The sequence below is a fragment of the Pontibacter mucosus genome (assembly GCF_003054055.1).
Taxonomy (GTDB): Bacteria; Bacteroidota; Bacteroidia; order Cytophagales; family Hymenobacteraceae; genus Pontibacter; species Pontibacter mucosus.
The window spans coordinates 57,339-75,586 of record NZ_QBKI01000006.1; the positions used below are offsets into that span (position 1 = coordinate 57,339).

Here is an 18,248-nt window from a genome sequence, read left to right on the forward strand (position 1 = left end):
TTATACTTGTTGCTCCTGTTACGCTACAACTCGACAGCATTAAAGGTATCCCCCTGCGACACATCGCCTGTCTCGAATCCTTTTCGAAACCAGCGCACCCTTTGAGCAGAGGTGCCGTGGGTAAAGGAGTCAGGTACCACTCTTCCGGTAGCTTGCTTCTGAAGGCGGTCATCGCCGATGGCGCTGGCTGCATTCAGGGCTTCTTCCAGGTCGCCTGGCTCCAAAAAACCTGTTGCCCGTTGGGTGTGGTGCGCCCAAACCCCGGCATAAAAATCGGCTTGTAACTCTACTCTGACCATCAGTTGGTTAAACTCTGCTTGGGATAATTTGCCCCGCAGGGCATTTACCTGATCCATGGTACCGGTGAGTTTCTGAACATGGTGCCCTACCTCATGCCCCACCACATAAGCCTGCGCAAAGTCTCCTGCAGCACCAAGCTTGTGTTCCATTTCACTGAAAAAGCTTAGATCGATGTATAGCTTTTCATCGCCGGGGCAGTAAAAGGGACCGGTGGCAGATGAAGCTAGTCCACAAGCTGAGCTTACCTGCTCTGAGAACAGCACCAGGGTGGGCTCCCGGTAACCTTGCATGATCTTGTTCCAGACGTCTTCTGTGTCTGCCAGCACAACGGCCGTCTGCTCGGCCAGCGCCTGCTCTTCCGGGCTTGGCTGGTAGTCTGTTGTCTGTGCAAACTGCGGTTCCCCTCCCACAAATTGCTGCAGGAGCGCCAGGGGGTTAGTCCCTGTCAGGAAAAACACCAGCGCCAGCACAGCCACAATCACCAGGCCTGCCTTAGAGAAGAGGAGGCGGAACAATGGGACAAGCAGCATGGGGTTGATACCTCTGCCCCCACCTCCGAAACCGCCTGCTGCCTGACCTCTACGGTCTTCAATATTGGTGCTTTTTCTTCTGCCTCGCCATTTCATAACTTCTGACATTAAGGAATGTGAGTGGAAGTAGTTTTATACTTCCACTCACTTCGGGTGCATACTTCTTTCAGAAAAGTATAACGGTGGGCAGCTTCACCAGGATGTCTTATTTTTTCAATATCCTGGTGCCATAGCCTGCAGCACCGCCCTTGCCTAAAACTTGCTGGCTCCAATACTTCGGAGCGCGGTTGATTAGCCCCAACTGCGACGCATGCGTAAGTCTAACTGTGGGAGTACAAATATTCGTCTTATACTACAATCAACAAGTATGGCTTCGAAAAAGATAATCACGGTTTTTGGTGCGACGGGCGCCCAGGGTGGCGGGGTTGCACGGGCAATTCTTCAGGACAGCAACAGCGAATTCGCGGTACGCGCCATCACCAGAGATACCAACTCTGAGAAGGCCACGGCACTTGCCGCCCTGGGAGCGGAGGTGGTAGCAGCCGACATCGACGACAAGGAAAGTATAAACCGTGCGTTGCAAGGCGCCTACGGAGCTTACTGCGTTACGTTCTTCTGGGCGCACTTCTCCCCGGAGAAGGAGTATGCCGAAGCCAAAAGTATGGCAGAGGCCGCCAAAGCAGCAGGCCTGCAGCACGTGATTTGGTCTACGCTGGAAGACACGCGCCAATGGGTACCGCTGGACGACGACCGCATGCCCACCCTGCAGGGCAAGTATAAAGTGCCGCACTTTGACGCCAAGGGCGAAGCCGACCACCTGTTTACGGAGCTGGGCGTGCCCACTACCTTCCTGCGCGCGTCCTTTTACTGGGACAACTTCATATACTTTGGCATGGGCCCGAAAAAAGGACCGGACGGCAAACTATACTTAACCCTGCCCATGGGTGACAAAAAAATGGCCGGGATAGCCTCAGAGGATATCGGGAAGTGCGCCTACGGGATTTTTAAAAGAGGGCAGGAGCTGATCGGTAAAACGGTGGGCGTTGCCGGCGAACACCTGACCGGCCAGGAGATGGCCGCGGCCTTTTCCAAAGCCCTGGGTCAGGAGGTTTTGTACAACAGCGTGTCCCCGGAGACGTTCCGCAGCTTTGGCTTCCCCGGCGCCGATGACCTGGGAAACATGTTCCAGTTTTACCGCGACTTTGATGAGGTGTGCAACAGCGTCCGGGATGTTAGCCTCTCCAGGGCGCTGAACCCCGAGCTGAAGTCCTTTGACGTATGGCTGGCCGAAAACGCCGCCCGCATTCCGCTGGAGTAAAGTATAAATCCGCTGGCTGAGGTACGAGTGCTGGACGTGCTACGGGTTTGTATCAGAGAAGTATGCGTGTGGACATTCTGTTTCTGTAATACTGCTTCAGGCCTTCGTTCACGCTGTAGCGGCAGCCATGCAGGTAAGTATAACGCCTCTTCTGATATCAGATAACCAACCGGACACCGCCCATTTCCTGCAATCCGTAGGGGAAACGGTCGCCGGGCGAACCAATGAACATGAAATTTTTCGGTATCCCCCATTTATTGGAGAGTTCCTGGACCAGCTTCGGCCCGAAATGTCCCCGGAGGATCACAAAGTCCACCTCGAGCTCCGGGTAAGCCAGGTCCAGCACCTCCACCTCGTGCATCAGTTTTTTGGGAGGTGCCTCCCCCTCCTTCAGCACGTTCACGATCTTGATACGGTTGGTGTGCTCATTCTCCACGATGTAGCGCATCACCTTGTTGATGTTGGCGATGTTGTCGCCCCTGGTGAAGAAGACAAATTGCTGTGATCTGATCCGGTGGATCAGGCGGATTACTTTGCGCGAGGTAAAAGGAAGCCTTTTGTTTAGCTGCTGCTCTATTTGCCGCAGCAGGTAGGCCACGAAGATGAGCAGCTCGATCCGGTAGAGCATGATGAAGACCACGGCAACCGTCGGGATGAAGTACTCCAGGAATACCCACACATAGGCCGGATTCAGAATAGCATTTCCTGCCAGCGCCGCCAAAACCGCCGAAATAGCCACGAACAGCACCAGCGCGGAAGCGCGGACCGGACGCGGCAGCCGGTTCCTGCGAAACTTAAGCAGGATGTTTCCTAGCCCGAACAGGGCCATCACAGACAGGAAGGAGATGGTATACACACCTGCCAAAGCCCCGATGTCGCCGCGTGTGATGAAGAGAATGGAAACGCACAGCAGGAAAAAGCTTATCATGATAAGGTAAGCGGAGCCTCTTTTGTTCATCTTCAACAGAAACTGGGGCAGACAGCGGTCCAGTGTCATGCGCTGCACCAGCCCTGTCATCCCAACATAGGAAGTCAGCACGGCCCCGCTCAATACCAGGGCCGCATCCACCGAGATAAGCACGGCAAGCCAACTGCCCCCCGCCACTTCCCCCAGGTAAGCCAGCAAGGCAGTCTGGTTTTCGACAGAAGCTGCGATGGGAATGATGGCGACGGCCAGAAAGGCGGTAAGCGGGTTAAAGATGGTGACCGCCAGCCACATGTTGCGCAGGGTTTTGGGGAAAACGCCCGGTGCCTGCTCCTCCACGAAGTTAGCTGAACTCTCAAAGCCGGATATCCCGAGCATGGCAGCCGCGAAGCCGAAAAACAGCGCCTTCCATATACTTCCTTCCAGCGGCTGACTATAATTAAGGGCAAGTGTACCGAACCCCTGGCTGAAGAGGTAGAAGAAGCCGACCAGCACCAAAAGCGTCAGGGTGGAAATATGCGTGATGAAAATAATGATCGCCACAATAGAGGACTCGCCGATGCCCATAATGGTCAAGCCCATGAACAGGGCCAGAAGGCCGATGGTAGCATACAGGATGGGAAGCCCTTGCCAGAAGTGGTGCACGTAATGCATCGCCTCGCTGGCCGAAATAACCGCTGTGGCCATGTAGGAAAGCAAGGTAAGGCATGCCGCCAGCGAGGCGGTACTTTTACTGGTGGTATTGAGTAAGGCGTTGTAGGCACCTCCGTTCAAGGGCAGGGCGCCCACCACTTCGCCATAAATACTGCGGAACAAAAACAGCACCCCTCCCACCATCAGGAGCGCTACCCAGGCGTACTGGCCGGCATAAATGATGGCCAGCGCCGATACATACAGGCAGGAAGAAGTGATATCATTCCCGCAGATGGCTGTGGCCGCCAGCTCTTTCAGCTTAGGCGGGTGCGATGGAGCTACGGCGGTAGAAGTGTCCTGCTGCATAGGGCTGTAAAATACCCTACAGTATACGGCCCGGCAAGCTGATGCAGCTTAAAAATCACCCGCTAATTAACTGTCCAGGTAGTTGTTACCTTTGGCCTTCCCCATCCAACACAAAAAATCTCGCTATTGCCAGTATTCCGACATGGAAAAGGGAAAAAAGGGCATCATGACCTCTCCTTTCACAGAGATTCCTTACTTGGCAGTATACTTTAATACACAAAATGGCATCCTGGTTGTGTAACGGTGAAGGAAGAACAGCAGGACTTTTCCTGAGATAAGGCCCGAAAAGGCTTAGGATTTAGAGCCAAGATGTGCTGACATTCAGCGTTAAGTATGGATACTCAGAACTATCAACACAAGGAAGAGCATATTCAGGTATCCTGCTGCCAGGCACGCTCAGCCCGCTCCTTCAGGCCAATGAGCATCCGGCGCTCCATCAGGAAGTGAATCGGGTCCAGCAGCAAAAAGAGCAGCAGGCGCATTCCCCACCCATACCTTCGTCCGTGCGAACGTATCAGCAGGCGGCTTGTGTGGCTGTCAAGGGGTTTAAGCACGAAGGCTCCCCACCCTTTCAGCACCAAGTAGTGGTTTTCCTCCAGGGCCACTACCGGCAGCAGTGGCTTGTCGCCATACACCTTTTTAGATGCCAGCCTAATGGTATCGCCGGCCTTCAAATGCTGCCACTCCGGCACAACGCGGTTTGTATTATGAATGTCTGCGGCCACCAGGTTCTCGAGGAAAGAGTAACTGTAGAAGCCTGCCTTATCCTGCCCGATTTGTTTGAGCCAGGGCCATACTGCTTGTACCGGAGCCTGTATTGTGATGGCATGGTTTGCCGAGGCATGATCCATCAACTCATCCCCCGGCAAGGGCTGAGCTATTTCATCTGCCGTGGCTCCCCATTGCAGGTACCAGCGGCGCGCGGCTGCAATCAAGGCAACATACCCCACAAGGGCTGTCGCTGTGAAAACAAGTTTCTGGCTTAAATTTTCCTTTTCCATACTTCCCACTACTTGCTGCTACTCAGGTTTTGTTGCTGCATCCGGTCCCTGATGCCACCACACCGGACAAAGCATCCGGTTACTCACTTCGAATAAATCTTATTATATTTAATTAACGAAGCAGCATTCTCATTGTTCGCGAAGTATAACAGCATGCAATAAACCGACAATCAGCAGCTTGGTTGCACTTGAATGGCAGTTTGATGCGCTTGCTTCGTATTGCGGCTAAACACTCCCGACCACTATGGCAGAAATAACCGATAAGATAGAAGTTGTAAAATCATCTGGTGAGGTAGTCCCCTTCTCCCTACGCAAGCTGACATCCTCTCTGAGAAGATCAGGTGCCGATCCCGCCATGGTGGAAGAAGTGCTCCGGCAACTGGAACCGAGCCTGTACGAAGGCATATCCACCAAGAAAATATACCGGCTGGCATACGCTATCCTAAAAAAGCTTTCCAAAAGTACCGCTGCGCGCTATAGCCTAAAGCGGGGCATCATGGAGCTAGGGCCAAGTGGCTTTCCTTTTGAGAAATTCATAGCGGAAATCCTGAATTCCCAGGGCTACAGCACACGTATAGGAGAGTTTATAAACGGCCACTGTGTACGTCATGAAATAGATATTGTAGCCACCAAAGAAGGGCGGACCTATATGATTGAGTGCAAGTTTCATAACCTGCTGGGCACCAAGAGTGATGTGAAGGTTCCGATGTACATCCATTCCCGGTTTAAGGATGTGGAGAAAGTAGAGCTGACGGGTAATGAATTTGACGTACGCTTTCACCAGGGATGGGTGGTGACCAATACCCGCTTCACCGACGATGCCATACGGTATGGCACCTGCATGAACATGCACCTGGTTGGGTGGGACTTCCCTGCTAAAGGAAGCCTGAAGGATTTGACGGATGTATTTGAGCTATACCCGTTAACCTGCCTTACCACACTCACGAAGGCTGAAAAGCAGCATCTGCTGGAGCAGAACCTGGTCCTCTGCAAAGAGTTGCTTTCCAATGAGTCCCTGCTGCTCAAAGCTGGCATCAGGCACCACCGCCTGGATGGCATTATGCAGGAAGTAAGAAGCTTGTGCGGCCATACCCAGGTATAGCCTGGGCTATGGTTCATTCTCGGTTTTTGTCACCTTGAAAGAATCTTGGTTGCAAGTAGCAAAGGCTTAATCTACGGGGATAGAGGCCCTCTTTATCAACCAAGTTTCTTGACGGAATGACAGTAGCCTTTGGGTTTGAATTTTAAGGTGAAAGGCCCCCACCCAAGTATAGGAGGGGCTATCGTTCACCCCCGCAAGTATAGTTCTTTGATGCTGCATCAGTATTGAAACAAGTAATCCTGAAAGTATGGAAGGAAGCCCTGGCAATATCTTACGCCTCCGGAGACTAGGTATAGACACGCATACCGAGAACATGATTTTTGTGCGGGCCGATTCGCAGGTATGCCGGTCGGAAGGCTTTACGGCCAGCACCCGGGTGGAGGTCATTTTTGAGGCCAGGAGCATCATCGCCACACTGGTGGTTATCTCCTCCGACCTGCTGCACGACGGGGAGGCCTCGCTGTCGGATTATGGTTTTGAGAGCCTGCTGGTGCAGGAGGGAGACCTGGTAACCATCGAGCACCTGCGCCCCATCCGCTCCTTCAGCCACGTCAGGGCCAAAATGTTTGACAGGAAATTCAACGAGCGCGCACTGCAGGAAATCGTTTCCGATATCATAAAGGGCTTTTACTCCCATATAGAGATCGCTGCCTTCGTGACGGCCTGCTCCGGCGATAACCTGGCACTGGACGAGGTGATATACCTTACCAAGGCCATGATTGAATCAGGCTCCAGGCTAAGCTGGCACAAGCCCCTGATCATTGACAAGCATTGCATTGGCGGCCTGCCGGGCAACCGCACTACCCCTATCGTGGTACCCATCATTGCCGCGGCTGGCTTAACCATCCCCAAAACATCCTCCAGGGCCATCACCTCCCCCGCCGGTACCGCCGACGTGATCGAGACCATGACGCCTGTCAACCTGACGCTGGATGAAATTCAGAAAGTGGTGCAGCAAGAGGGAGGCTGTATGGTTTGGGGCGGCACCGTCAAGCTAAGCCCTGCGGACGACGTGATCATCTACGTTGAAAAGGCGCTCGATGTGGACAGCCCGGGGCAGATGATTGCCTCTGTTCTTTCTAAAAAAGCCGCTGCGGGTTCTACCCATACTATCATCGACATTCCGGTAGGCGAAACCGCAAAAGTACGAACCAAGGAGGAAGCCTTTCTGCTGGAGTATTACTTACGGGCTGTGGGCCTCTCCATCGGGATGGAAGTGGAGGTGCTGATAACGGATGGCTCCCAGCCCGTAGGGCGCGGCATTGGTCCGGCGCTGGAAGCATTGGATGTGCTGTCCGTGCTGCGCAACGAACCCGATGCGCCAAAAGACCTGAAAGACCGCGCTTTGAAAATAGCGGGCCTGATGCTTGAGACGGCCAGCGTGGCAGAAAAAGGAAAAGGCTATGCACAGGCACAGGAGATACTGGAGAGTGGCGCTGCGCTGGCAAAGTTCTACAGCATTTGCCACGCGCAGGGAGGCTTTAAAGAGCCGGTCACAGCACCGCTCCGGCATAACATTCCTGCCCAGGCAAATGGCTTCATTACCAAGATAGATAACCGCAAGTTGGCAAAAATTGCTAAACTCGCCGGTGCGCCCACATCACCGGGAGCGGGGATACTCTTTAAAGCTCCTATCGGAACCGAGGTACAGCAAGGGCAGCCCCTGCTGACCATTTACGCGGAGACGCAGGGCGAGCTAACCTACGCACTCGAGTACCTGAACAGTGTCAGGGATGTTATACAAATTGCCCCGGAAGTATGAAACAGCTCCTTTTTGCATTACCCGGAAATGAGAAACTAACGGACTCGCTGGCAGCCATACTAGGTGCCGAGCGCGGCCAAGCTGAGATCAGGCCCTTTCCGGATGGGGAAACTTACATTCGGATCCTCAGCGAAGTGAAAGGCAGGCAGGTTGTGCTGGTGTGCACGCTGCACCATCCCGACGAAAAGCTACTGCCTTTATACTTGCTTTCCCAAACCTTGCGTGAATTAGGAGCTCAGCATGTTTGCCTGGTGGCTCCCTACCTTGCCTACATGCGCCAGGACAAGCAGTTCAAGTCAGGAGAAGGCATCACATCCCGGTACTTTGCGAAGCTGATCTCAAGTATAGCTGACAGTCTGTTTACCATTGACCCGCACCTACACCGTTTTCACGGTTTACAGGAGCTTTATACTATACCTGCGCTTGCCCTGCATGCGGCCCCCTTGCTGGCCGACTGGGTGAAACAGCACGTACCGAAGCCTATCCTTATCGGCCCCGATGAAGAAAGTATGCAGTGGGTAAGCGAGGTGGCAGGACTGGCAGAATTTCCCAGCCTGGTGCTACAGAAAACGCGCCTGGGCGATAAACACGTAGAGGTATCCCAACCTGTCCTGGTACAGTATAAAGATCATACCCCTGTGCTTGTGGACGACATTATCTCGACGGCACGCACGATGATCGAAACGATACAACAGTTGAAAAAACTGACCAGCATCAGCCCCGTCTGTATTGGCGTGCATGCGGTATTTGGAGCAGGTGCCTACGAGGCCTTACAGAGCGCGGGTGCTGCCAAAGTAGTCACCTGCAACACCATCACCCATCCATCCAACGCTATTCGCGTGGATGCGATTCTGGCAGAGGCTATAACTGCTGACAGTTTTTAGAAAGTATAGAAAACCTGATGCTCTCAACCGGAGGCAGTTGAACATGCGTATCTCCAAATTACGTGCAAAATTAAAAGCCCAGCACCCTGGTCTTCCAACACATTATACTTCTGCAACTTGAACCTGTCAAAGTATACCTTCTTCCCGCACGCCATAAGCACTTAAAACGGAATAGGAGGCAGCTTACGTGGAATGCTGCCTGCGTTCCTGAGGCATGCCTTCTGCCAGCTTAAAAATATCCCCCAGGGTATAGATGTGCACGCCCGGCACTGCGGCGATACCGGCGTTCACCATGGCTTGCGCCACCACCCTATCCTCGTAAGGCCTGTACTTGCCCGCCAGCCCCACTTTATCGAGCAGGTGCAGCACCTTGTAGGCAGCCACTTCCCCGAAACGGCTTTCGTCACGGTGGCCGTGCAATAGGCCGGGCTGCAGGATGTTGATACTCTGGAAACCAAGCTTTTTTACAGCCTCCTCCAGTGCTCCCTTCATGCGGGAGTAGAAGATCAGGGATTTGGGGTTGGCGCCTGACGAGGAGACGAGCACATAGGTCGGCACTCCGTTCTGGGTGGCGGCTTCTGCAAATTTGAACTGGTAGTAGTAGTCTACCCTATACTGCTGATTCTGTCCACCGGCCTGCTTCAGGGTAGTGCCGAGCGAGGAAAAGAGCACATCCCCCTTCACCAGGTGCTGCCATTCCTCAGGCGCATCAAAGTTGATGAGGTGCTCCTCCAGTTTGGCATCCGCTATGCCCAGGGGCCGCCTGCCAAACACAATTACTTTATGAAAGCGGCTGTCTGCCAGCAACTGTTGCACGAGCTGCTTTCCCACCAAACCTGTTGCGCCAATAACGAGTGCTGTTTTCATTACCATTATTTTTCTAGTGTCATGTTATAACGCCTTACTCGCGCCCTTGTTTTCAAACAAAGTAAACTGCCCGGCATCATTTTAGACTTTTGCCCTAACCCGGCCAGGTAGCTAAGCTATTTTAGCCCCTCCCTACTTCACCTGTGTAAGTATCAATTGCCCTGATACCCTTTAATCTGATAATTATTAGTCAAACCTCCTTTTTCAGGCATATCTACATCAATTTTGCTATATTTCCTTCTACGATTTGCAATGGCTGAACCAACTGATGGGTACACTATAAGCAGCAGACCGAAACCCCTGGATGAAGGTGTAGGACCGGGAACAGGTAGTATGCGCGTAAAATGACCTGTACTATGCAAAATGGAGGTCATTTGGCAAGTAGCTACATCATACTTAGCCGTAGAAACAAAAAGGCGCAACCAACAACTATAAACTTCAACCAACTATATACTTGCCCTTCTACTATTCATACAATGAAAGCAACACAAGCCCCTCCCCTCCCGCTTTACTACCTGCATCGATTCGGCTTATTCCTGTTTATACTTTGTATAGCGGCATGTCGCGGCAACAACGACGAACTCAGGTTGAAAAGCAAAAATTTCGAACAGGAAATCAACCGGGAGCAGAACCTGGTGTTCACCTTCGACAAGGACCTGGTAGGCGACTCGCTGCTGAACAGATGGGATAGCATTCCCTACCTAACCATCACACCCAAGGTGGCCGGCAAGTATAAATGGACAGCGCCGAACGAACTGGTGTTCTCGCCGGACAAGCCCTTTGCCCCTACTACAGACTACAGAGCTGAACTGACCGAAAACCTGCTCCAGCACGCCGCCACCAAGTATAAAATTCCGGCCGGACAAGGCTTTACGTTTCATACGCCCTACCTGAGGTTGCAACAGGTAAAAAGCTATTGGGTCGCAAACGAGAACAGTCCGAACCAACTGGAGGCCAGTCTGCAACTCGACTTTAACTACCCGGTGCTGTTCCAGGAGCTGCGGGAGCACTTGAAAGTTTATGCGGGCACCAAAGAATTGCCCGTAGAGTTGACCAGCGGCAACCGCGACAACATCACTATCCGCGTGAAAAATGTGGAGGGGCAGCAAGACAAGGAAATTCCGCTGCGCCTGAGTATAGCTAAAGGCCTGAGCGTGTCCGGTAGCACCAACCAGACCGACCATACCATCGAGCGGGATATCCTCTTGCCGAGCCGTCAGCGCATGATGGTTTCGGAAGTAATTACGGCCTTAGAAGAGGGTCAGGAGCGCATCTACATCCTCACCACACAGCCTGTTACCAACAGCAACATTGGCAATTTAATAGAGGTCAGTCCGCGACGGGAGTATACCGTGGAGCGCCTGCAAAATGGCCTGGTGCTGAAAGGCAATTTCAACCAGAGCAGCACCTACACCCTCACCCTCTCCGGCGACCTGATGGGTATGGAAGGCAAACCGATGGGGCGGCCTTACCGGCACAGTGTCACCTTTGCCAGCGTGGAACCCGATATCAGCTTCGTTAGCGGCAAGAGCGTTTACCTCAGCAGCCAGGGCGCCCGCAACCTCGCCCTAAACCTGAACCAGGTGCCGCGCATTAAAGTGAGCATCAGCAAAGTATACGAAAACAACATTCTGCACTACCTGCGCGAGGGCAAAATGTACGACGGCTATTACGACGAGGAGACCGAGGAATACTACTCCAGCTCTTACTACGACGTGAACGAGAACAACGGCAATACGCTTTTTGAGCGGGAGTACAACACCGAAAGCCTGCGCAAACAGGGCAGTTCTTACCTGCTCAACCTCAACCTGAACGACCTCGACTTCGACAGCCAGTTCAAAGGCTTGTACGTCATCACTGTGGCCAGCACCGACAAAAACTGGCTGAAGGATTCCAAAATCGTGTCGGTGTCGGATATTGGTCTGATTGCCAAACAGGGCAAAAACGAGGTGGTGGTGTTTGCCAACTCCATCCGCGAGGCCACTACGATGGAAGGTGTTGAGATTCGCTTCATCAGCACCAACAATCAGGTGGTGCACCAGGGCACGACCGATAAAGACGGGGTGGCCCGTTTCAGCAACATCAGCAACAATGCCCCGGACTTTAAGATGGGGATGATTACGGCCCGCAAAGGCGATGACTTTAACTACATGCCCTACAGTCAGACGCAGGTAAATACTTCGCGCTTTGAGGTGGGTGGCAAACGCCTGAATGACCTGAACTACGACGCCTTCATCTACGGCGACCGCGACCTCTACCGCCCCGGCGATACGATTCATGTTAACACGGTGGTGCGTACGCCGGATTGGAAAACAGTGGCCGGGTTGCCCATCAAGGTGAAACTGCTTTTACCAAACGGAAAGGAATACCGCAGCACCAAAGGCAAACTCAACAAACAGGGCGCCAGCGAAACCAGCTTTATATTGAACGGAGCGGCCGTGACGGGCACCTATACTTTGGAAGTATACTCGGGTAACGATGTGCTGCTGAGCGCCAAAAAAATCGGTGTAGAAGAGTTTATGCCCGACCGCTTGAAGGTGACGGCTACGCTGAACAAGAGTACTTACAATGCCGGCGAGAAGCTTATACTCAACCTGACTGCCCAAAACCTGTTCGGTCCGCCCGCTGCCAACCGCAACTACGAAGCCCAGCTGAGCCTCAAAAAGAAAACCTTCGAGGCCAAGCGCTACCCCGATTATACCTTCGATATCCATACCTCCGGCTCCATCAACATCCAGACCAGCACCCGCCAGGGGGAAACCGATGCGCAGGGCAAAGGACAGGAAACCTTTGAGCTGGAGGATTTCCAGGATATCGGTTTGTTGGACGGCTCGCTTTACACCACTGTTTTTGATGAAAGTGGCCGTCCGGTTAACCGCCTCAACAAGTTTGACGTGAGCACGCAGCAGGCCTTCTTCGGCATCAAAAATTTTGATGATTACGTGAGCACCCGCCGTGCGATGAACATTCCGCTTATTGCCCTTGACCGCAAGGGCTCACCGGTTTCCACCACGGCCCGCGTGCAGTTGGTGCGCTATACCTACGAGTCGGTGATAGAGCGCCACAGCGAGGAGTATAACTATAAATCGCAGCGTAGAGAGAATGTTCTTATCAGCCAGAACATCGCTATACCTGCCTCGGGAGCTACGTTCAACTTCACACCTGTATCGTCTGGTGAGTACGAAATACGGGTGATGCGGCCTGGTGCCTACAACTACGTAGCGCAGGAGTTTTACGCCTACGGCTGGGGCGATACCGAAAGCACTTCCTTTGCCGTGAACACCGAAGGCGAGGTGGACATCTCGCTGGATAAGGAAAAGTATGAAGTAGGCGAGCAGGCCAAAATCCTGTTCAAGTCACCATTTGCCGGAAAAATTCTGGTAACAGTGGAGCAGAACAACGTGTTAAGCCACTACTACCTTAAAACCGACAAGAAAGCCGCCTCACTCACACTGCCTATCAAAGACGAGCATCTGCCAACGGCCTACATTACCGCCATCGCGCTGCGCCAGGTAAAGGACAACCAGATGCCGCTCACCATTGCCCGCGGGTTTAAGCCTTTGACAGTGACCAAGAAGAGCACAAAACTAGACGTCGCTATACTTGCCCCGGAGGCGTCCCGCTCTAACAAAGTACAGCAAGTGAAGGTGAAAACGGTTCCTAACGCGGAGGTGACACTGGCTGTGGTGGACGAAGGCATTCTGCAGATTAAGGATTACCAGACACCCGACCCGCACTGCTTTTTCTACCAGAAACGGGCGCTGGAGGTGACGGGCTATGACTTGTACCCCTATCTGTTTCCAGAGTTAGGCAGTCGCTCCAGCACGGGCGGCGACGGCTACGACTTGGCCAAACGCATCAATCCGCTGACCAACAAACGGGTAAAATTGGTGTCATTGTGGAGCGGTCAACTAAAGGCAAACGGCAACGGCGAGGCCACCGTGAACGTGCGTATACCTGAGTTCTCGGGAGCCTTGCGCATCATGGCCGTGGCTTACAAAGACAATGCTTTTGGCTCTTCGGAGAAGATGATGCGCGTATCGGACCCGGTGGTGGTTAGCACGGCGCTTCCTCGTTTTGTGAGCCCTCGTGATACGATACTGGTGCCGGTCACACTGAGCAATACCACAGCCACCAAAGCCACAGCCGCCAGTACCATCACCGTGACAGGTCCGTTGCGTGTGGTGGGCGAAGCAAAAAAATCAGCAAGTATAAATCCGAACGCGGAGGCGCAGGTAACCTATAAACTCGTAGCAACGCCCGCCATTGGGCAGGCAACGGTGAAGGTACAGGTCAATACGCTGAACGAGTCGTTTGCCAGCAACACCGACATCACCGTTCGCCCTATCGCGCCGCTAACCAAAGTAACGGAGGCCGGAAGTATAAAAAATGGCGCCACGGCCGACATCAAGCTGGCTAACGACTTTATACCTTCCTCCGTGTCGGCCAAGTTGGTGGTAAGCCGCTCGCCGCTGGCGCAGTTTACCGATGATATTACGTTCCTGCTGCGCTACCCGCACGGCTGCCTGGAGCAGACGACTTCCACGGCTTTTCCACTTTTATACTTTACCGACCTGGCCCGCTCGCTGAACCAGGAGCAACAAGGCCGCACGTTTAACCCGAACTACCTGGTACAGGAGGCCATCACCAAAATTGAGCTGATGCAGCAGTACGACGGCGGATTCACTTACTGGCCCGGCGCCACTTACACCGACTGGTGGAGCAGCACCTACGCCACACACTTCTTGCTGGAGGCCAAAAAAGCCGGCTTCCCGGTAACGCAGGAGGTGCTGGACAAGGCCCTGCGCTACCTGCAGCAAAAGGTAAAAGGCAAGGCCTTGGAAGAGTACCGCTACTACGACGCCAAGCGCCAGGTGCAGAGCAAGTACATTGCCGCCCGCGAAACGACTTACTCGCTCTATGTGCTCAGCATAGCCGGCCAGGTGGATTGGTCTACGATGAACTACTACAAGGCCAAGCCGGAACTGCTGTCGCTGGATGCGCGCTACCTGCTTGCCAGCACGTATGCCCTGAACGGCAGCCGCGAGAGCTTCAACCAGATTTTGCCCCGCTCCTTCTCCGGCGAAACCTCAGTGCGTGCCCTGGACGGCAGCTTCTACTCCCCGCTCCGCGACATGGCCATCTCTCTGAACAGCTTGATAGAAGTGGACCCGGACAACCCGCAGGTTGGCACCATGGCGCGGCATTTATCAGAAGAACTGCGCTCCAAACGCTGGTACAACACGCAGGAACGCGCTTTTGCGCTAATGGCTTTGGGCAAGCTCTCGAGCAGAAACCAGGGCAACCAAACCGCGCAGGTATACCAGAACGGCAAGCAAATCGGCACCTTCACCGGCAAAGACCTGACCCTGACGAGCAACATCGGCAGCGGGCCAATCAGCATACGCGGCAAGGGCAACGGCAGCCTGTATTATTTCTGGGAACTGGAAGGCACTAGTCAGAGTGGCGATGTGAAGCGCGAAGACAATTACCTGAAAGTGCGTAAAACCTTCTTCGACCGAAATGGCAAAGAAATCACGAACAATACTTTTCGGCAAAACTACCTGGTAATCGTGCGCGTGGAGCTGCAGTCACTGGACGGCAGAAGTATACCCAACGTGGCCATCACCGACATGCTGCCGGCCGGTTTCGAAATAGAAAACCCGCGCCTGATGACCGCCCGCGAGTTCAGTTGGTTGGAGGCTCAAAAACCCGCCACACCGGATTACATCGACATCCGTGACGACCGGATAAACCTTTACGCTACCGCCAAACCGGAGCAGCAGTACTTCTTCTACCAGGTGCGCGCGGTGTCAAAGGGTACCTTCCAGTTAGGCCCGATTGGGGCAGATGCCATGTATAACGCAGAGTACCATAGCTATTCGGGGGGAGGCGTAGTGAGAGTGAGGTAACCCTCTACTGTCATTTCGAACGCAGTGAGAAATCTGAATTATTTGGGGTCATGAAGCAATCATGGTCGAAAATCCAGAGTAGCGCCAACTGTCCCCTTGAGGGGACTACAGGGGTGTTTACACCTGCGGGGAAAATACATAAAGGTTCAGGACTAGTGTTATACCTCAAAAAAATAACACCCCTATAATCCCCTCAAGGGGATAGTCTTCAAGAATAAAAGTCCCCCTTTGAAGGGGTTAGGGGGATGAAACCCAGGAGAGATAAACCAAATGCCAACACAAAACCAAAAGTATACCCCAATCCACCGGCTGCTAACCTATAGCAAGCCCTGGCTGAAGTATACTTTATACTTTGTGTTGACCCTTTGCCTTGCCTTTGCTATTCTTAACCAACTCTACCCACTCAAGGTAAACGTCTCCTACTCCCCCGTCATCACGGCCTCCGATGGCAGCGTGATTAATGCCTTTCTGAGCCGGGACGATAAGTGGCGCATGCAGCTGGAGCCGGATGAAATCAGTCCGGTGCTGAAGAAGGCGGTGCTGCTGAAAGAAGACAAGTATTTTTACTACCACCCAGGCATCAACCCCTTTGCCATTGCCCGGGCTTTCTCAAACAACATCCTTCAAAACAGGAAAACCTCCGGTGCCTCTACCATTACCATGCAGGTGGCTAGGCTGCTTTATCCGCAGCAGCGCACGTATGCTAATAAACTCACCGAAATGTTCCGGGCGCTGCAGCTGGAGTGGTATTACAGCAAAGACGAAATCCTGCAGCTATACCTGAACCTGGTGCCCTTTGGCGGCAACATTGAAGGTGTAAAGGCTGCCGCTGTTCTATACTTTCAGCAGTCGCCCAGGCAGCTGAGCCTGGCCCAGGCGGTTACGCTGACTGTTATACCGAACAAACCTTCTTCGCTTCGGATTGGCGAGCAGAATGAAAGAATAGTTGAATTCAGAAATAAATGGCTACAATACTACTGGGAGCAAGAGGCTTTTCCGGCTGCGGAGATTGAGGATGCTTTGCTCGAGCCACTGGAAGCCCGCAGACAGGAAGCGCCCAAAGTGGCGCCGCACTTTGCTTACCGCATGTACCGCAGGTATAAGAATCAGCCCATCATCAAAACCACACTAAACCGGCAGGTGCAGGAGAAAGTGGAGCAGCTGGCCTACAACTATATGCAGCGGTTGCGCTACCAAAACATTCACAACGCGGCGGTGCTGGTCATCAACAATCAAACAAAGGCCGTGGAGGCCTACCTGGGTTCCGCTGATTTCAATGATTTCGCACACCACGGGCAGGTAGACGGTGTGCGGGCAGTTCGCTCACCGGGCAGCACCTTAAAGCCATTCCTCTATGCCACCGCTTTCGACAAAGGACTGCTCACGCCGAGAACCGTCATTACTGATGTACCCGTGGATTATGCCGGGTATCGCCCACAAAACTACTTCGGCAACTACAACGGCAACGTCACCATTGAGCATGCCCTGGCCACTTCGCTCAACGTACCAGCCGTAAAAGTGCTCGACCAGCTCGGCGTCTATACTTTTGTGCATAAGCTGAAGCAGGCAGAGTTTTCGCAGATGAAGCAGATGGGCAACCAGCTTGGCCTCTCTCTGATTCTGGGAGGATGTGATGTGAAGTTGGAGGAGTTGACCTTGCTCTACGCCGCTTTTGCCAAGCAGGGAAAGTATAGCGCTGCGCGTTGGCTGCAACAGGACACTACGCAAGCAGAAACGCAGTTACTTTCGCCCGCATCAACTTACATGGTGAGCCAGATTCTGACGCAGCTCACGCGCCCCGACCTGCCCCACAATGCCCACAACAGCCCGAACCTGCCCAAGATTGCCTGGAAAACCGGCACCTCCTACGGGCGTAAGGACGCCTGGAGCATCGGCTACAACAAAAAGTATACGGTGGGCGTTTGGGTCGGCAATTTCTCCGGCGAGGGCGTGCCCGAACTTAACGGCACCGACTCAGCCACTCCCCTCCTTTTCGACATCTTCAACAGCATTGACTATAACTCCGCTGACGGATGGTTTCAGCAACCAAAAAGCATTGGTTTAAGAGCGGTGTGCGCTGAGAGCGGCAACCCAGCCAACAGCTTTTGCAAAAACCAGTTGCTAGATACCTTTATACCTGGCATCTCCTACACCCAAAAGTGCAGCCACCTAAAAAAGATTGCCGTTTCCGCCGATAAAAAGTATAGCTATTGCACCAGTTGCCAGCCGGCGACAGGCTTTGTGCAGCAGCTTTACCCCAACCACGCCCCGGAACTGCTCACGTTTTACGATGCTGAGCGTATACCCTACCAGCAGATTCCGGCGCACAACCCAACATGTAGCCGCATCTTTAAAGAGTACGCCCCGGCTATCACCTCCCCGGCTTCCGGCATGGAGTATATTCTGGAGCGGGAGGAACACCAGCAACTGATGCTGCACAGCAACACCCACAACGAGGTAAAGCAGGTATACTGGTACATCAACGATAAATTTCTGCGCGCCACCGCCGCAAATGAGAAGGTGTTTTTTGAGCCGCAGCGGGCCGGCAGGTATAAAATATCCTGCACCGATGACCAGGGCCGGAATACGGACAGCTACATCACGGTCAGCTTTCTGTAAAGTATAGCGTTGCGATTTTTATACTTTGT

General features: G+C 53.3%; 10 protein-coding genes. 6 read left to right on the forward strand and 4 right to left on the reverse strand.

What is annotated here, in order from left to right; all coding sequences use genetic code 11:
- Positions 1 to 23 precede the first annotated feature (23 nt).
- The gene (gene ypfJ, locus C8N40_RS12540; RefSeq protein ID WP_108212389.1) at positions 24 to 926 is read right to left on the reverse strand and encodes a KPN_02809 family neutral zinc metallopeptidase; all 903 of its coding nucleotides are present in this window, start codon (positions 924 to 926) and stop codon (positions 24 to 26) included.
- Between the two features lie 271 nt (positions 927 to 1,197).
- On the opposite strand from ypfJ, the gene C8N40_RS12545 reads away from it, so the two are divergent.
- Positions 1,198 to 2,148, forward strand: coding sequence for an NmrA/HSCARG family protein (locus tag C8N40_RS12545; RefSeq protein ID WP_108212123.1), 951 nt, complete (start codon positions 1,198 to 1,200; stop codon positions 2,146 to 2,148).
- Positions 2,149 to 2,305: 157 nt separating this feature from the next.
- Here C8N40_RS12545 and C8N40_RS12550 read toward each other — a convergent pair whose 3' ends face one another.
- Together C8N40_RS12550 and C8N40_RS12555 are read right to left on the reverse strand one after the other, a co-directional pair.
- Positions 2,306 to 4,072 carry an APC family permease gene (locus C8N40_RS12550; protein ID WP_108212124.1) on the reverse strand — a complete coding sequence of 589 codons (1,767 nt, stop codon included), beginning with the start codon at positions 4,070 to 4,072 and terminating at the stop codon, positions 2,306 to 2,308.
- 371 nt (positions 4,073 to 4,443) lie between these two features.
- Positions 4,444 to 5,073 carry a hypothetical protein gene (locus C8N40_RS12555; protein ID WP_108212125.1) on the reverse strand — a complete coding sequence of 210 codons (630 nt, stop codon included), beginning with the start codon at positions 5,071 to 5,073 and terminating at the stop codon, positions 4,444 to 4,446.
- 244 nt (positions 5,074 to 5,317) lie between these two features.
- On the opposite strand from C8N40_RS12555, the gene C8N40_RS12560 reads away from it, so the two are divergent.
- The 3 genes from C8N40_RS12560 to C8N40_RS12570 all read left to right on the forward strand — a co-directional run bounded on the left by C8N40_RS12560 (position 5,318) and on the right by C8N40_RS12570 (position 8,821).
- On the forward strand, positions 5,318 to 6,175 hold the full coding sequence (locus C8N40_RS12560; RefSeq protein ID WP_108212126.1) for an ATP cone domain-containing protein: 858 nt from the start codon (positions 5,318 to 5,320) through the stop codon (positions 6,173 to 6,175).
- Between the two features lie 247 nt (positions 6,176 to 6,422).
- Positions 6,423 to 7,937: a thymidine phosphorylase family protein gene (locus tag C8N40_RS12565; RefSeq protein WP_108212127.1), complete on the forward strand. Its 1,515-nt coding sequence runs from the start codon at positions 6,423 to 6,425 to the stop codon at positions 7,935 to 7,937.
- Positions 7,934 to 8,821: a ribose-phosphate pyrophosphokinase gene (locus C8N40_RS12570; protein WP_108212128.1), complete on the forward strand. Its 888-nt coding sequence runs from the start codon at positions 7,934 to 7,936 to the stop codon at positions 8,819 to 8,821. The genes C8N40_RS12565 and C8N40_RS12570 overlap by 4 nt, the downstream gene beginning before the upstream one ends.
- Positions 8,822 to 9,004: 183 nt before the next feature.
- Here C8N40_RS12570 and C8N40_RS12575 read toward each other — a convergent pair whose 3' ends face one another.
- Positions 9,005 to 9,688 (reverse strand): NAD(P)H-binding protein, encoded by a 684-nt coding sequence (locus C8N40_RS12575; RefSeq protein WP_108212390.1) that lies wholly within the window; start codon positions 9,686 to 9,688, stop codon positions 9,005 to 9,007.
- A gap of 476 nt (positions 9,689 to 10,164) precedes the next feature.
- Between C8N40_RS12575 and C8N40_RS12580 the strand changes: the two genes are divergently transcribed.
- Together C8N40_RS12580 and pbpC are read left to right on the forward strand one after the other, a co-directional pair.
- A complete protein-coding gene (locus C8N40_RS12580) occupies positions 10,165 to 15,600 on the forward strand; it encodes an alpha-2-macroglobulin family protein (RefSeq protein ID WP_170114096.1) in 5,436 nt (1,811 codons plus the stop codon).
- A gap of 270 nt (positions 15,601 to 15,870) precedes the next feature.
- Complete coding sequence (gene pbpC / locus C8N40_RS12585) at positions 15,871 to 18,219, forward strand: penicillin-binding protein 1C (protein ID WP_108212130.1); 2,349 nt, start codon at positions 15,871 to 15,873, stop codon at positions 18,217 to 18,219.
- The last annotated feature ends 29 nt before the right edge of the window (positions 18,220 to 18,248 follow it).

What these genes read in the sequence shown, in the direction of transcription:
- C8N40_RS12565 (WP_108212127.1), top strand. Translation starts at nt 6,423, where the DNA reads ATGGAAGGAAGCCCTGGCAATATCTTACGCCTCCGGAGACTAGGTATA.
- C8N40_RS12555 (WP_108212125.1), bottom strand. Translation starts at nt 5,073, where the DNA reads ATGGAAAAGGAAAATTTAAGCCAGAAACTTGTTTTCACAGCGACAGCC.
- C8N40_RS12570 (WP_108212128.1), top strand. Translation starts at nt 7,934, where the DNA reads ATGAAACAGCTCCTTTTTGCATTACCCGGAAATGAGAAACTAACGGAC.
- C8N40_RS12545 (WP_108212123.1), top strand. Translation starts at nt 1,198, where the DNA reads ATGGCTTCGAAAAAGATAATCACGGTTTTTGGTGCGACGGGCGCCCAG.
- C8N40_RS12550 (WP_108212124.1), bottom strand. Translation starts at nt 4,072, where the DNA reads ATGCAGCAGGACACTTCTACCGCCGTAGCTCCATCGCACCCGCCTAAG.
- C8N40_RS12575 (WP_108212390.1), bottom strand. Translation starts at nt 9,688, where the DNA reads ATGAAAACAGCACTCGTTATTGGCGCAACAGGTTTGGTGGGAAAGCAG.
- ypfJ (WP_108212389.1), bottom strand. Translation starts at nt 926, where the DNA reads ATGAAATGGCGAGGCAGAAGAAAAAGCACCAATATTGAAGACCGTAGA.
- pbpC (WP_108212130.1), top strand. Translation starts at nt 15,871, where the DNA reads ATGCCAACACAAAACCAAAAGTATACCCCAATCCACCGGCTGCTAACC.
- C8N40_RS12580 (WP_170114096.1), top strand. Translation starts at nt 10,165, where the DNA reads ATGAAAGCAACACAAGCCCCTCCCCTCCCGCTTTACTACCTGCATCGA.
- C8N40_RS12560 (WP_108212126.1), top strand. Translation starts at nt 5,318, where the DNA reads ATGGCAGAAATAACCGATAAGATAGAAGTTGTAAAATCATCTGGTGAG.